Here is a 14,587-nt window from a genome sequence, read left to right as displayed (position 1 = left end):
ATTGGATTTGCTTACTCTTTCGCCATTAGTACGTATCTTAATTTACACGAAAACGCTAAACAGCAACATCTTAAAACAAGCCCTACTTTACAAGAAAGCATTCGCGTTTCTTTGATATTTACAGGCATTTGCGATATGTTTAAGTGCAACCTGTCGAACCTTATCATAGCTTTGTCCATCCGCATATAATAATCGGACGTAGTAAGCATCAACGGCTGTTCTCGTTAAAAGGAAAGCCATTTGAAGTTCAAATATTCCGGCTTAAATGGAGAATAGAACAGAAACATAGCCCTCCTGGAATTACCTGATTTGCGGCCTGATAAAATACGTAACGACATTATCTAACAGAATACAGCCGTAGTATGAAACGAATTATACTTTCCCTCTTTGCCATTACCTTCTTCTATTCATTCAGCGTAGCACAGAATCGGAGTGTTAACCGGCCCAATATTATCTTTATTCTGGCCGACGATCTGGGGTATGGCGATGTGGGTGTTAATGGCCAAAAGCTCATCAGAACACCGAATATCGATCGACTAGCGAAAGAGGGAATGCGTTTTACGCAGTTCTACGCCGGTACGTCGGTATGCGCTCCATCGCGGTCGTCGCTCCTGACGGGGCAACATACGGGTCATACGTATATTCGCGGAAATAAAGGGGTAGATCCCGAAGGGCAGGAACCCATTGCCGATTCGGTAACGACGGTTGCTGAGCTTCTGCAACGCGCAGGTTACGTAACGGGCGCCTTCGGGAAATGGGGACTCGGTCCAGTCGGTTCGGAGGGTGATCCGAATAAACAAGGCTTTGACCGATTTTACGGCTACAATTGCCAGTCGCTGGCGCACCGATACTATCCGAATCATCTTTGGGATAACAGTCAGAAAGTGGTGCTAACAGCCAATGAAGATCTTCGCCAAATGAAGGAGTACGCTCCTGACCTCATCCAGAAGCAGGCGCTGAATTTTCTCAATGAACGTAGCAGTCAGCAACCTTTCTTTTTGTTTCTGCCTTACATTCTGCCCCATGCCGAACTGGTTGTTCCTGATGATAGTTTGCTGGCGTATTACAAAGGCAAATTTCCAGAGAAACCGTTTAAAGGAGCCGACTACGGTCCCAATGCAAAAACGGGAGGCTATGCGTCACAGGCTATTCCCCACGCTACGTTTGCGGCTATGGTTAGCCGACTCGATTGGTACGTTGGTCAGGTCATGGCGAAGCTGAAAGAAAAAGGTCTTGATCAGAATACGCTCGTTATTTTTTCGAGTGACAATGGCCCGCATATCGAAGGCGGGGCCGATCCAAAATTTTTCAATAGCACCGGTGGTTTCCGGGGCGTCAAACGAGATCTATATGAAGGCGGAATCCGCGAACCCTTTTTCGCGCGCTGGCCAGGTGTTATCAAACCAGGTTCTACAAACGATTATATTGGCGCTTTCTGGGATTTACTCCCGACGTTTGCTGAACTGGCTGGCGCCAAAATACCGACCCAAACGGATGGTATTTCGCTTGTACCGACACTGACAGGGAAAGGGTCGCAGAAAAAACACGATTATCTGTACTGGGAATTCCATGAACAGGGCGGCAGACAGGCCGTTCGGCAGGAAAACTGGAAAGCGGTACGTTTGCAGGCCGCGACAAATCCGACTGCTCCTGTCGAGTTGTACGACCTTTCCAAAGATCCCGCTGAAGCTCACAACGTAGCGGATCAACACCCGGATAAAGCTAAACAAATGGGTCAACTCATGCGGCAATCGCATACAGAATCACCGTTGTTTCCATTTGGAGCAAAGTAAGTTGCCTGACTGGTGCAGCCAACCAGACTCTGGCAGCTAAGCAATTTTAAGATTATTTAAGAGCCCATTCGTCCTGGGGAAACAACCATTCGCCCGAAAACTGCATAGGTTTAAGAAGTCGTCCTTATTTTTGACTGTACCCTTCCATTTTACCTTATGCAGCTGATAATCGAACACTTATCCAAAAAGTATCCAAACGGCGTACGCGCACTCGACGACGTATCACTGACCATTCCGAACGGCATGTATGGCCTGCTGGGTCAGAATGGCGCGGGCAAATCGACCCTCATGCGAACGCTCGCTACGTTGCAGGACGCCGATACAGGAACCGCCATGCTCGATGACCTGGACGTACTCAATCAGAAAGATGCCGTGCGTCGGGTACTGGGATACCTGCCACAGGAATTCGGGGTTTATCCGAAAGTGGCGGCCACGGACCTACTCGATCATTTCGCCATTCTGAAGGGCATTACTAATGGTCGGGAACGTAGTGAACTGGTCACGGCGCTGCTGCATCGGGTAAATCTGTACGACGTCCGTAAAAAAGCGGTTAGTAGTTACTCAGGCGGTATGAAACAGCGGTTTGGCATTGCGCAGGCACTTATTGGGAACCCCAAACTTATTATTGTGGATGAACCCACGGCAGGTCTCGATCCTGGCGAACGGAATCGATTCTACAACCTGCTGTCGGAAATTGGCGAAAATGTGATTGTAATTCTTTCCACACACATCGTGCAGGACGTAATGGAGCTTTGCAACAACATGGCGATCATTCACAAAGGCAAAGTGCTTTATAGTGGCTCTCCGCTGGATTCAGTGAACGACCTGAAAGGTAAAATCTGGGAAAAGTCGATTCAGAAAACCGAGTTACCAACGTATCAGCAACAGTACAACGTCATCTCGAACAAGCTTGTCGCTGGCAAACCGCTCGTTCATATTTTCAGCGAAACCGATCCGGGTGAAGGGTTTCAGAGCGCGCAACCAGACCTGGAAGATGTTTTCTTCTCGACCATCGAACAAAGTAATTCTGTAGCTGCCTAAGCCTATGTTTGGACATATATTTACGTTCGAAATTCGCTATTGGCTGCGGCAGCCGATGGTGTATGTATTTCTGCTGGTTAACGTAGTGATGTTTGCCTGGGCGGGAGCCTCCGATGATCTGACGATTGGTGGTACGTTCGGCAATATTTACAAAAACGCGCCTTATGTTGTTCAGAATCAGTTCGGTATCTGGTGCATTTTCGCCCTGCTGATGACCACGGCTTTTGTGCAGAGCGCAGCCATTCGCGACTTTACGTACAAAACCAATCAGATCGTTTTTGCCTCACCCATCCGTAAGTTCGACTACTTGGCCGGACGGTTTTTCGGCTCCTTTCTGGTGGCGTTGATTCCGTTTCTTGGTATTTCAATCGGTATTATTCTGGGTACATGGATCGGTCAGGTAACGGGCGCTACTGATGCCGAACGATATGGGCCTATTGTTTGGTCGGCACATCTGAACAGCTTTCTGGTTTTTGCCATTCCGAATACGTTCCTGGCCGGTGCGTTCATTTTCATGCTGGCGGCTCTGACACGCTCATCCATCACCGCATTTATCGGAGCGATCGGCCTTTTGGTTGCTCAACTCGTGGCTGGTAATTTCCTGAGCGACGTTGAGCACGAGCACCTCGCTACGTATTTCGATGCGCTGGGATTTGGACCGTTCTCGCTCATCACGAAATACTGGACCGTCAGCGACAAAAACACGCGCTCGGTCAGCCTGACTGACGGATTAATGCTGACGAATCGGATGATCTGGGGCGGAGTTGGGCTGCTGTTATTGGTCATTACGTATGTCCGATTTTCGTTTGAAGAACGTGTACAGAAAGCACGCTGGTGGCGCAGAAAAACGACCAACGACGATTCGGGAAAAGACGTATTCAAACCCCTGCAAAACCTGCCCCGCGTCAGCCTCAATTTTGGTTGGTCGGCGCAGTGGGTGCAGATGCTACGTGTCTTCCGAACGGATTTCTGGGGTACGGTGAAGGGCACCGCCTTTATTATTATTCTGCTGCTGGGCCTGATCAATATGGGGTTTGCGCTGCAATACGCCAACCGATTTTATGGGCTAAGCTCGTATCCCGTTACGTATCAGGTTATCCAACTTATCCAGAGTACCATTTCGTTATTTCTGTTTGCGATCATCATTTTTTATTCTGGCGCGATTATCTGGAAAGAACGTGACGCCGAACTCGACCAGATTTATGATGCTATGCCTCATCGCAACTGGAGCGTGTTTGTCGGAAAGTTTCTGGCCATGATGGGAATTTTGGTTACGGTTCAGCTTTTATGCATTCTCGCGGGTATCACGACGCAGTTGCTGATGGGTTATTCTCAGGTAGAACTGGGGCATTATCTCACTGAATTTCTGGTGATTTCGGTACTACGCTACGCTCCCATTATTATTCTGTCGATGCTTGTTCATACGCTCGTTAATAACAAATACGTAGCGTTTTTCGTGGTCGTTGCCCTCTTGATCGCCAATGCCTACGCCTGGACACCCCTAGACGTCCAGAGCAATCTTGCCCAGTTTAATGCCTCCCCGAATTACACGTATTCGGACATGAACGAATGGGGACCTTACATTGCCTCGCTGGCCTGGTTTCGCATTTACTGGTCACTGTGGGCGGCCGTGTTGGGACTGGCAGCGATTCTGTTCTGGATACGGGGCAAAGATACGTCCTGGCGTAGTCGGCTGCGGGCGGCACGACAAGCGTTAAACGGCTCTAATCGGTTTGCTCTGATTGGTCTGGCGACTGCTTTACTCGTGGTGGGCGGATTTATTTTCTACAACACCAACATATTGAACCGCTACGTAACAACGAAAGTGCAGGAAAAGCAACAGGTGACTTACGAGCAGAAATACAAACGCTATCAAAACCACCCGCAACCCCGCGTTGCCAACGTAAAATACAATATTGAGGTCTATCCGAGCGAGCGAAATCTAATCGTGAAGGGAGATTATGTACTGGTCAATCGTACCGACAACCCAATTGATTCAGTGCACATTGTGTTTCCCAATCGCATGGATTTCACGATCAATCTGGACCGGTCGAAACAAATTCTGGACGATTCGCTACTCAATTATTCTATTTATCAACTCAGTCCCGCACTGGCTCCGGGCGATTCGCTGCACCTGCGCTTCACAACGCGTCGATTAACGCGCGGCTTCGAGAATGAGGTGCAGTTTACCAAGCAGATTAACCAGAACGGCTCTTTTTTCGATACGTTCGATATCGCTCCACAGATTGGGTATCAGGAACAGGGCGAACTATCGGACAAGAACGACCGTAAAAAATATGGCCTGCCCGAAAAAGCACGTATGCCAAAACTGGAACGCGACTGCACCGGCGACTGCATGAACACCTATCTCAGCAATAATTCGGACTGGGTCATGGTCGAAACCGTGATCAGTACATCGCCCGATCAGATTGCCGTTGCGCCGGGTTCGTTGCTGAAGGAGTGGAAACAAACCAGTGTGGACGGACAGCCCCGGCGGTATTTTCACTATAAACTCGATCATCCGTCGCTTAATTTTTATTCGTTCCTTTCGGCCAAGTATGAAGTCGCTCGGGAGAAATGGAATGGCATCGACGTAGAAGTGTATTACGACAAAAAACATCCGTACAATGTGCGGGATATGCTCGAATCCATCAAAGGTTCGCTTGCCTATTATACCGAACACTTCGGCCCCTATTACCACAAACAGGCCCGTATTATCGAGTTTCCACGCTACGCCAGTTTCGCCCAGGCGTTTCCCGGCACGATGCCCTACTCCGAATCGATCGGGTTTATTTCCAAAATTGACCCGGAAGAAGACATCGACATGGTCAAATACGTAGTGGCGCACGAGATGGGGCATCAATGGTGGGCACACCAGGTCGTCGGTGCATACATGCAGGGTGCTACGGTACTTTCGGAAACGCAGGCGCAGTATTCGGCGCTGATGGTAATGGAAAAGGCGTACGATAAAAGTCGGATGAAGCGCTTTCTGAAGTTCGAAATGGACCGGTATCTGTCAGCGCGCGGTTCTGAATCGCTGAAAGAAGTGCCACTTGAGCGGGTAGAGAACCAGGGGTATATTCACTACAATAAAGGAAGCGCGGTCATGTATTATCTGAAAGAACTTATCGGCGAAAGTGCGGTAAACAAAGCGCTGCAAACGCTGGTTGGTCAGTACGCGTATCGTCAGCCGCCATATCCGGTTTCGTATAATCTGGTCGACCTGTTCCGTCAGCAAACGCCCGATTCGCTGCAATCCGTCATTACGGATCAGTTTGAGCGGATTACCATTTTCAATAACCGCGCAACTGCCGCTTCCGCCAAAAAGCGTCCGGATGGTCAATACGACGTAACGATTAACGTACAGGCCGAGAAGTTTTACGCCGATTCACTGGGCCGGGAAACACCAACAAAGCTCAATGATCTTATCGACGTAGGTGTTTATGGTAAACCAGCCGAAGGGAAAAAACAGGGAAAACTGCTCGCGGTTCGGCGTGAACGGATGCGTCAGAAAGACGGGAAGTACACGTTCGTTGTGAAAGAAGAACCTTACGAAGCAGGCATCGACCCGATAAACTTCCTTGTTGACCGAGTACCCGATGATAACCTCAAGCGAGTGGATAAGCTTTAACACCCGTCTCTGGCTGGCATCGTTTAACGTAACGGTATCCTCATTTCAGGCAGCTCTTTTGTCAATCTATCCTGATGCGTCGTGATTTAGGCGACGTATCAGGATATTTTTGTGTACCGCATCTATTCACAACCATAAATCAACCAACCAATGAAACGTATTTTAAAAACACTCTTGTCCAAACCTCCCCGATTGACCAGGCCTCGGCGAATAATCATTCGTCAGCAAGTTTGGTGGGGCCATGAGTGAGCGATGAAGCTGTTTGGGCTTATTCTTTTCTCATTGACTTTACGCCTAAAGTCCTGTAACCCCTAACTCCCCTAAAGGGGACTTGACTCGCGCTTGGATGAAGTCCCCTCTAGGGGATTTAGGGGTTATAGGACTTTAAGGGATAGTCTGAACAGTTGTTACGTCCTCTCAAAATCGGGAACATAATCCAACTTTTACACACCAGCTCCCACATCGTTTATTCCCACAACCAAGGCTCTGCGCCTATTACTTTCATCCTGATGATCATCGGGCGTTACGTATCTACAACTATCTTTGCTGAGTTTTAGCCGTACGTACTGCTCTCATGGCCCAATCTCTCAGCGTCCGCCATCTGGTGGGCATTAAAGACCTGACCGAATCTGACATTCAACTTATTTTAGAAACAGCCGGTCAATTTAAGGAAGTCATTAACCGGCCGATCAAGAAAGTTCCGTCACTACGCGACATTACCATTGCCAATGTTTTCTTCGAGAATTCGACCCGTACCCGACTCTCGTTCGAGCTGGCCGAAAAACGGCTTTCGGCCGACGTAGTGAATTTTTCGGCATCGGGCAGTTCCGTTAAAAAAGGCGAAACCCTGCTGGATACGGTCAATAACATTCTGGCGATGAAGGTCGATATGGTCGTGATGCGACACAGTAGCCCCGGCGCTCCGCATTACCTCACCAGACACATCAAAGCCAACGTAGTGAACGCCGGCGATGGCACGCATGAGCATCCGACGCAAGCCTTACTCGATTCGTTTTCTATCCGCCAGAAACTCGGTGACGTAGCGGGTAAACGTATCGCGATCATCGGCGACATTACCCATTCTCGCGTAGCGCTTTCCAATATTTTCTGTTTGCAAAAGCAAGGCGCCGAAGTGATGGTATGCGGCCCTAAAACACTTATTCCCAAACACATAGAATCTCTTGGAGTAAAAGTCGGCCACGATGTACGGGCGGCTCTGGCCTGGTGCGACGTAGCCAACGTATTACGGATTCAGCTGGAACGGCAACAGATCAAATATTTCCCGTCGCTACGTGAATATTCGCTTTATTTCGGCATCTCGAAACAAATGCTCGACGAGCTTGATCGACCCATCGTGCTGATGCACCCCGGCCCGATCAACCGGGGCGTTGAGTTGACGTCCGATGCCGCTGATTCTGTTCACTCGATCATTCTGGATCAGGTAGAAAACGGCGTAGCGGTACGTATGGCCGTGCTGTACTTACTGGCGCAACTGTAAGCTTTCTTTGTTATATTTGAGAAAAGAGCTTATCAGTAAATGAAACCGGAGCGTTGATTTATTGGCAAGGCATTCAGGCGAACAAATCCGTAAAACATACTGTTTTCCTCGTACCGACTTTTACGCCAATTCTTCACCGCTGGTCTACCAGACCGATCATTCACAAATTCGCTTAATCACTCATTGACAACATGAAAGGCTTTCAATTTTCTGATTATATACCGCCCGAGCAAAAAGGGGGCAGCAACTTCGATAAACTGCTCAATATTTTCCAGCAACTGCTGCTGTTAACTTCTGGCGATGTGGAGCAGGCAATGTCCTGGATGAGCCAGCTTGATCGACAATACGGCCTGACCGACGATAAGTATGGTATCGGCAATTTCTTCGACGACCTTAAAGAAAAAGGATATCTGACCGAAGAGAATCAGGAAGGGAAAATTGTTATGACGCCCAAGAGCGAACAGACAATCCGACGTAGTGCACTCGAAGAAATTTTTGGGAAGCTGCAACGCTCCAAAACAGGCGGTAATCATAATACGCCGTATACGGGCACTGGCGATGAACTGAGCAGCGATCTTCGTTCTTATCAGTTTGGTGATACGCTGGAGCAGATTTCCATGACGGAATCCATTAAAAATGCACAGATCAATAGCGGTGTCGAAGAGTTTCATTTGATGGAGCGCGATCTGGAAGTGACCGAGAAAGAGCAGAAAACGCAAACATCGACGGTGCTGATGATCGACATTAGTCACTCGATGATTCTATACGGTGAAGATCGGATTACGCCCGCCAAAAAAGTAGCGCTGGCACTGGTTGAGCTGGTTAAGCAGAAATATCCAAAAGATACACTCGATATTGTAGTCTTTGGTAACGATGCCTGGCAGATTCAGGCGAAGGATTTACCGTATCTGGAAGTAGGACCGTATCATACCAATACGGTGGCCGGGCTTGAATTGGCGATGGATCTGCTACGTCGGCGGAAGAACAAGAATAAGCAAATTTTCATGATCACAGACGGGAAACCAACCTGTCTGAAAGAAGGCATCAAGTACTACAAAAACTCGTTCGGACTGGACCGTAAAGTGGTCAGTAAAACCCTGACGTTAGCAGCACAATGCCGTCGGCTGGAGATTCCGATCACTACGTTCATGATTGCCTCCGATCCGTATCTGAAGCAGTTTGTGCAGGAATTCACGAAGGTGAACAATGGCCGGGCGTATTACAGCGGTTTGCAGGGATTAGGCAATATGATGTTCGAGGATTTTCAGCGTAACCGCCGGAAGAATATTAAGTAGTTTCTATGCAAACCACACTCATTGACAAAGTCGGGACGCTCATCCCGACTTTGTTTTTGCTCATCAGCATGTCGACAACCGTCTTGAGCCAGTCCAGAGCGAGTTCAGCGCTCACCGATTCAATAACGGCTTATTTAGGGAAACTGCCATCGGAAGCGCGAATTAGTCTAACAACAAAATCTCTGACAGATGGCAACGTAGCGTTTAGTCACCGCGCCAACGAACGGGTTCCATCGGCCAGCGTTATTAAACTCCCGATCCTGCTCGAATTGATGGAGCGCGTTAAAGCCGGAACGCTAAATCTGGATACCATTCACACCTTATCGAAAGCGGAGAAAGTCGGCGGTTCGGGTGTGTTGCAGAACTATCCTGACCAAAGCCGTGTGAGCTACCGCGAATTGCTCCGGCTCATGCTCGTTGAAAGCGATAACACAGCGACTAACATCCTTATCAACCGGCTAAATCGCGATGCTATCAACCAGCGGATACGCATAATTGGCCTCAAACAGAGCCAGCTTAACCGAATTATGATGGATACACTTGCCGCAAAACAGGGACGCGAAAACTACGTAACGGCGCAGGAAATGAGTACGTTGCTGGAGAAAATATATCGACATCAAGTTGCTACGCCCCAACTTTGCGACGAGATGATTAACGTTCTCAAACAGGTACCGGGCGATCTAACCATATGCCGATTATTGCCGAAAGATGTTGTTGTAGCGCACAAAACGGGGCTACTTACGTATGTTCGTGGCGACGCCGGGATTGTTTACACCAAAAAGCCTTTTCTGCTATCCGTTTTTGTTGAAGGCGTTCCTACGCCCGAAGCAGAACGTATCATCAGCGAGTTGTCGCGCATCTGTTATGATTATTTTTCACGCTCATGACCACATTCGCCAGTAAAGCCATTACGTATTACAATGCCCTCTCCGCCCCTACTACGTTGCCACCTGGGGTTGGGGTGATGAATCCCTACCAGCAGCCGGAAGTGCAACAGATTGTCAGAGAATTCTACACTAAATTTTACGAGGACACCCATCCACGCGTTTTTGTACTGGGTATTAATCCCGGTCGATTTGGTGCGGGAATTACAGGAATTTCGTTTACGACCCCTCAGAATTTGCGCCGTTACTGTGGTATCGAAAATAGCCTGCGCGATACCCCTGAATTATCGAGCCGGTTTATTTATCAGGTTATTGAGGCATTAGGTGGCGCACAAACCTTTTACGGTCAGTTTTTCTTAACGTCTTTGTTTCCGCTGGCGCTCATAAAAGATGGAAAAAATTATAATTTCTACGACGATCGCACCACAACCAACGTACTGTGGCCAGCCATCACCGAAACGGTGAGAACGCAACTCCATTTCGGTGCTTCCCGGCACGTAGCGGTCTGTTTAGGACGCAAGAATGAAACGTATTTACGCCGATTGAATGAACAACAAGGCTTTTTTGAGCGAATCGTTACGCTGGATCATCCACGATATATCCTTCAGTATAAAACCAAAGACTCGCCACTTTACCTGGAGAAATATATAGCCACCCTGCAGGACTGTCTGGACGTTGGTTTATAAAAAATTCCCTGTTACTAACTAGTAACAGGGAATTTTAAAGCAGATGGCCATGCCCCCCCTTTTATTTGGTCAGTTCAATAGTGTATGTATAGGTTTCCTGCTTTCCATCGCCATCAAAATCCTGCGAAGCCGGGTACGACATTTTTAGGTTATTACCGCTTATAGACGTATCGTAAGTCGTTACATTATTACCATTAGTAACCGTTACTTTATTGCCGTCTGCTTTCCAGGTCGAATTGTTCGCAATGGGAAAGATGTCAGTTTGTACAGTACATTTGGATCCTGCTGTCGTTGTAAGTTTGCCATCATTACTCAACGTTAACACCTTGCTGGTGAAGCAATCTACGATGTTAGTGCCGTTAGGTAATGCTTGCTTATAAGCAGCTAATAAGTCATTGCTTTTTTGGCCTGTTTCGAATCGATCCACAGCAGGATCAATTTTATATCCTGAGACTTTCCAACTTCCCTCTATAGCTGGCGTAGTCGGAGTACCAGGATCATCGTCGTTCTTACAACTCCCAAACCACACAGGAATGGTCAAAACCATAGTCCATGTAAATAGTCGAACTAGAGTAGCTTTTTTCATTTGATTATTTTTCAATTAGCTGACGTAAACGTTTTCTTTAAAAAGAATGCACTAAAGTACGCACTTATGAGCTTTTTATAAAGAGCTATTTATTCATTGAATGGATGGAAAAGTAAACAAAAATATAGGCAAAAACTACTTACCGATGAACTGCATAAAAAAATTGCCGCTTCTGATAAAAGCGGCAATTTCTATAGTGTTTTAACAAGCCACGGTGGCCTACACCCGTTTAAATTCAATAATTGTTGTGTACACTTCATTGACGCCATCTTCATCAACATCGTCCTGCTGCTGGATGCTCCAGGTCATGGTACTACCGCTCACGGTATAATCATACGTTTCAGCGCCCTCGCTACTGGTGATCGTTAACTTATTACCATTCGTTTTCCAGGTAGACTTGTCTTTTGCGGGATTATAGTCATCGGCTCCGCCCGAAGTACAGGCCGGAGAGGGTGTTCCGGTAATTTCGCCACCGCTCTTGAATGTGGCTTTGGTATCCGTAAGACACTTAATGGCTTCTTCTCCGGCAATCAATTTAATGATTTCCAGGTAATCGACGGTGCCGCTCGCTTCCTTAAGCGATATCGACGAAATTTTCCAGCTCCCTTCTACAGAATTTGGCGTCACCGGATCGATTTCACCGCCATTATTTTTTTTACAGCTACCGAACCATAACGGCATCGCCATTACGACTGTCCAGGCTAGTATGCGCCCTACATTCATCATTTTCATCAGTTTTGTGGATTGACTTGTTTTTAGTTTTCCACAAAACTATTCGACAAATCGCCCTCCGTCAGCGACAGCTTGTACGGACGGTAGATTTTGACGCCTGAACTGGGCAACTTAAAGCCTGTATCGAATATGGGACGAATCGACCGCACTTATGCGATTCCCCAACACAGGATATTAATGACGCTATTGGTACAATCGTCGGCTCGCAGTCAACAATCTGAATAGCTGAAGAACCTAGCGTAATGAACGTAGCATCGATTAGAAGGCATAGGAATATGATGAACGGCGTCTATATAAACAGACAACTGTATAAATTTACGGCCAGAACTACCCCTACTTACCCCTACTCTTCAATCCGACAACTCCGTTTCATGCTCATAACTACTACCTCTAACATTGAAGGCAAGCATATCAAAAAATATGTTGGTCTGGTCAACGGTGAAGCTATTATTGGTGCCAACCTGGTAAAGGATTTTTTTACATCTATCCGCGACGTAGTGGGTGGGCACTCGGGCGCTTACGTACAGGCGTTACGTGAAGCCAAAAGTATTGCCATTAAGGAGATGATTGATCAGGCGACCAGGCTGGGTGCCAATGCCATCATCGGGGTCGATCTGGATTATCAGACCATTGGTGGTAATGGCTCTATGCTCATGGTTAGCGCTAATGGCACTGCTGTAGTAACAGAATAGCGTAAACAGAAAAAGAGTAATGGCTGCGGTTACGTTTGCAGACTCATTACCCTTTTTCTGTTTACGCTATTTCTTACTAATACCGATCATTATCGTCGTCGTCATCCTCTTCTTCTTCGCCAAAGCGATTGCCGGGATTAAACATTGAGCCGAGCAAATCCTTGAACGACAAGCCCGTATCCATAGCTTTCTTACCCACCAGCGAATGTTCAGCGAGGCCGTGCAGCGCAAATTCCATCATAAATAATTTTTCGGATTTGCTAAGGCGCTGATGAAACTGATCCACTACGTCGTCGAGGCCATCAATCGTGCGTAACCGTGCTTCGTAATCGCGGTTGGTCAGATCATTCAGTATATCCATCGTATTACCGTCGCCAAACCAGTCCGTAATTTTCTTGTAAGGATTGCCGCGTTTGTCTTTTTTAGCTTTTTCCGGATTCGGGAAGTACGCTAAGAATTGATTACGTATTGCTTTACCGATCAGGTTCTGCGCGACAATAACTGGCCCCTCCACTTCACCTTCATAGACCAGCTCGACCTTACCACAGATAGCGGGAACTACACCATACAGGTCAGCAATACGAACATACGTTTCTTTTTCGCCATTAAGCAACGCTCTACGTTCGGCCGAAGAAAGCAGATTTTCGTAAGCCGAGATGGTCATCCGGGCCGAAACACCGCTCTTTGAGTCGACGTACTCACTTTCACGGGCTTCCAGAGCAATTTGCTCAATCAGATCAGCAATCAGATCGTTGGTTTTCACCATTCCCTTCTGCTCCGTTTTCACAATCGCTTCCTGCATTGTAATCTTCTTCCCAATTTCAATTGACTTCGGGTAGTGCGTTACAATCTGAGAATCGATCCGATCTTTCAGTGGGGTTACAATACTACCCCGGTTGGTGTAATCTTCCGGGTTAGCCGTAAAGACAAACTGAATATCAAGTGGTAAACGTAGCTTAAAACCCCGAATCTGAATGTCGCCCTCTTGCAGGATGTTAAACAACGATACCTGTATACGAGCCTGCAAATCAGGCAATTCGTTGATAACAAAAATACAACGATGTGAGCGCGGAATAAGGCCAAAGTGGATGGTACGTTCGTCGGAATAAGGCAATTTCAGCGTAGCTGCTTTAATTGGGTCAACATCGCCAATAAGATCGGCCACAGATACATCGGGGGTAGCGAGCTTTTCGGTATACCGATCGTTTCGGTGCATCCACGCAATGGGCGTTTGATCACCTTTTTCCGCAAGTAGATCCAGCGAGAAGCGGGAAATGGGCTGCAGTGGATCATCGTTCAGTTCAGAACCAGCTATCACCGGAATGTACTCATCCAGCAAATTAACCATTAGCCGGGCAATCCGGGTTTTGGCCTGCCCACGTAAACCCAGTAAGTTAATGTGGTGCATGGACAGAATAGCGCGCTCTACGTCCGGAATGACGGTATCTTCGTACCCCCATATACCTGGAAAAACCACCTCTTTCTCCTTGATTCTGTCAATTAAATTGTCACGTAGTTCCTGTTTAATTGAGCGGGATTCATATCCAGCGGCTTTCAATTCGCCCAGCGTAGTAATCGATAATAATTTTGAAGCTTTCAGGCTGCGATAGTTCATTTTGAGACAGTGATAAGTGATGAGCGATAATCAATAACTAATGAGTGGTTAACGTAGTAACTCACTTATCATTCAGGGTTCGTCCCTCATCACTTATTGAAACAGGTATTCGAAAGAAATGGTTTTTGGATGCT

At 47.4% G+C, this 14,587-nt stretch carries 11 protein-coding genes; 8 read left to right on the top strand and 3 right to left on the bottom strand.

Going from position 1 to position 14,587, the window contains the following annotated elements; all coding sequences use genetic code 11:
- Window positions 1–362 precede the first annotated feature (362 nt).
- The 7 genes from ACOJS8_RS09445 (at window position 363) to ACOJS8_RS09415 (ending at window position 10,828) form a co-directional block, all read left to right on the top strand.
- On the top strand, window positions 363–1,793 hold the full coding sequence (locus ACOJS8_RS09445; protein WP_420148288.1) for an arylsulfatase: 1,431 nt from the start codon (window positions 363–365) through the stop codon (window positions 1,791–1,793).
- Between the two features lie 156 nt (window positions 1,794–1,949).
- Window positions 1,950–2,834, top strand: coding sequence for an ABC transporter ATP-binding protein (locus ACOJS8_RS09440; protein WP_420148287.1), 885 nt, complete (start codon window positions 1,950–1,952; stop codon window positions 2,832–2,834).
- Between the two features lie 4 nt (window positions 2,835–2,838).
- Window positions 2,839–6,465, top strand: coding sequence for a M1 family aminopeptidase (locus ACOJS8_RS09435; RefSeq protein ID WP_420148286.1), 3,627 nt, complete (start codon window positions 2,839–2,841; stop codon window positions 6,463–6,465).
- Window positions 6,466–7,039: 574 nt separating this feature from the next.
- Entirely contained in the window at window positions 7,040–7,963 is a 924-nt protein-coding gene (locus tag ACOJS8_RS09430; RefSeq protein ID WP_420148285.1) for an aspartate carbamoyltransferase catalytic subunit, read from the top strand.
- 191 nt (window positions 7,964–8,154) lie between these two features.
- On the top strand, window positions 8,155–9,258 hold the full coding sequence (locus ACOJS8_RS09425) for a vWA domain-containing protein (RefSeq protein WP_420148284.1): 1,104 nt from the start codon (window positions 8,155–8,157) through the stop codon (window positions 9,256–9,258).
- A gap of 5 nt (window positions 9,259–9,263) precedes the next feature.
- Complete coding sequence (locus ACOJS8_RS09420) at window positions 9,264–10,145, top strand: serine hydrolase (protein ID WP_420148283.1); 882 nt, start codon at window positions 9,264–9,266, stop codon at window positions 10,143–10,145.
- A complete protein-coding gene (locus tag ACOJS8_RS09415) occupies window positions 10,142–10,828 on the top strand; it encodes a uracil-DNA glycosylase family protein (RefSeq protein ID WP_420148282.1) in 687 nt (228 codons plus the stop codon). The genes ACOJS8_RS09420 and ACOJS8_RS09415 overlap by 4 nt, the downstream gene beginning before the upstream one ends.
- A 61-nt stretch (window positions 10,829–10,889) precedes the next feature.
- On the opposite strand, the gene ACOJS8_RS09410 is transcribed toward ACOJS8_RS09415, so the two are convergent.
- The gene (locus tag ACOJS8_RS09410) at window positions 10,890–11,375 is read right to left on the bottom strand and encodes a lipocalin family protein (RefSeq protein ID WP_420148281.1); all 486 of its coding nucleotides are present in this window, start codon (window positions 11,373–11,375) and stop codon (window positions 10,890–10,892) included.
- Between the two features lie 258 nt (window positions 11,376–11,633).
- Complete coding sequence (locus ACOJS8_RS09405; RefSeq protein WP_420148280.1) at window positions 11,634–12,146, bottom strand: lipocalin family protein; 513 nt, start codon at window positions 12,144–12,146, stop codon at window positions 11,634–11,636.
- A gap of 371 nt (window positions 12,147–12,517) precedes the next feature.
- Here ACOJS8_RS09405 and ACOJS8_RS09400 point away from each other — a divergent pair, with 371 nt between their 5' ends.
- Entirely contained in the window at window positions 12,518–12,838 is a 321-nt protein-coding gene (locus tag ACOJS8_RS09400) for a heavy metal-binding domain-containing protein (protein WP_420148279.1), read from the top strand.
- Window positions 12,839–12,914: 76 nt separating this feature from the next.
- On the opposite strand, the gene ACOJS8_RS09395 is transcribed toward ACOJS8_RS09400, so the two are convergent.
- Entirely contained in the window at window positions 12,915–14,453 is a 1,539-nt protein-coding gene (locus tag ACOJS8_RS09395) for a magnesium chelatase (protein WP_420148278.1), read from the bottom strand.
- Window positions 14,454–14,587 lie beyond the last annotated feature (134 nt).

Source organism: Spirosoma sp. (genome assembly GCF_048594605.1).
Taxonomy (GTDB): Bacteria; Bacteroidota; Bacteroidia; order Cytophagales; family Spirosomataceae; genus Spirosoma.
Note: the sequence above shows the minus strand (reverse complement) of the source record. Positions and strands in the feature narration are given on the sequence as shown.

Excerpts from the sequence above, each read along its gene's own strand:
- ACOJS8_RS09400 (WP_420148279.1), top strand. The coding sequence starts at position 12,518 with ATGCTCATAACTACTACCTCTAACATTGAAGGCAAGCATATCAAAAAA.
- ACOJS8_RS09415 (WP_420148282.1), top strand. The coding sequence starts at position 10,142 with ATGACCACATTCGCCAGTAAAGCCATTACGTATTACAATGCCCTCTCC.
- ACOJS8_RS09435 (WP_420148286.1), top strand. The coding sequence starts at position 2,839 with ATGTTTGGACATATATTTACGTTCGAAATTCGCTATTGGCTGCGGCAG.
- ACOJS8_RS09425 (WP_420148284.1), top strand. The coding sequence starts at position 8,155 with ATGAAAGGCTTTCAATTTTCTGATTATATACCGCCCGAGCAAAAAGGG.
- ACOJS8_RS09440 (WP_420148287.1), top strand. The coding sequence starts at position 1,950 with ATGCAGCTGATAATCGAACACTTATCCAAAAAGTATCCAAACGGCGTA.
- ACOJS8_RS09410 (WP_420148281.1), bottom strand. The coding sequence starts at position 11,375 with ATGGTTTTGACCATTCCTGTGTGGTTTGGGAGTTGTAAGAACGACGAT.
- ACOJS8_RS09405 (WP_420148280.1), bottom strand. The coding sequence starts at position 12,146 with ATGAAAATGATGAATGTAGGGCGCATACTAGCCTGGACAGTCGTAATG.
- ACOJS8_RS09395 (WP_420148278.1), bottom strand. The coding sequence starts at position 14,453 with ATGAACTATCGCAGCCTGAAAGCTTCAAAATTATTATCGATTACTACG.
- ACOJS8_RS09445 (WP_420148288.1), top strand. The coding sequence starts at position 363 with ATGAAACGAATTATACTTTCCCTCTTTGCCATTACCTTCTTCTATTCA.
- ACOJS8_RS09420 (WP_420148283.1), top strand. The coding sequence starts at position 9,264 with ATGCAAACCACACTCATTGACAAAGTCGGGACGCTCATCCCGACTTTG.
- ACOJS8_RS09430 (WP_420148285.1), top strand. The coding sequence starts at position 7,040 with ATGGCCCAATCTCTCAGCGTCCGCCATCTGGTGGGCATTAAAGACCTG.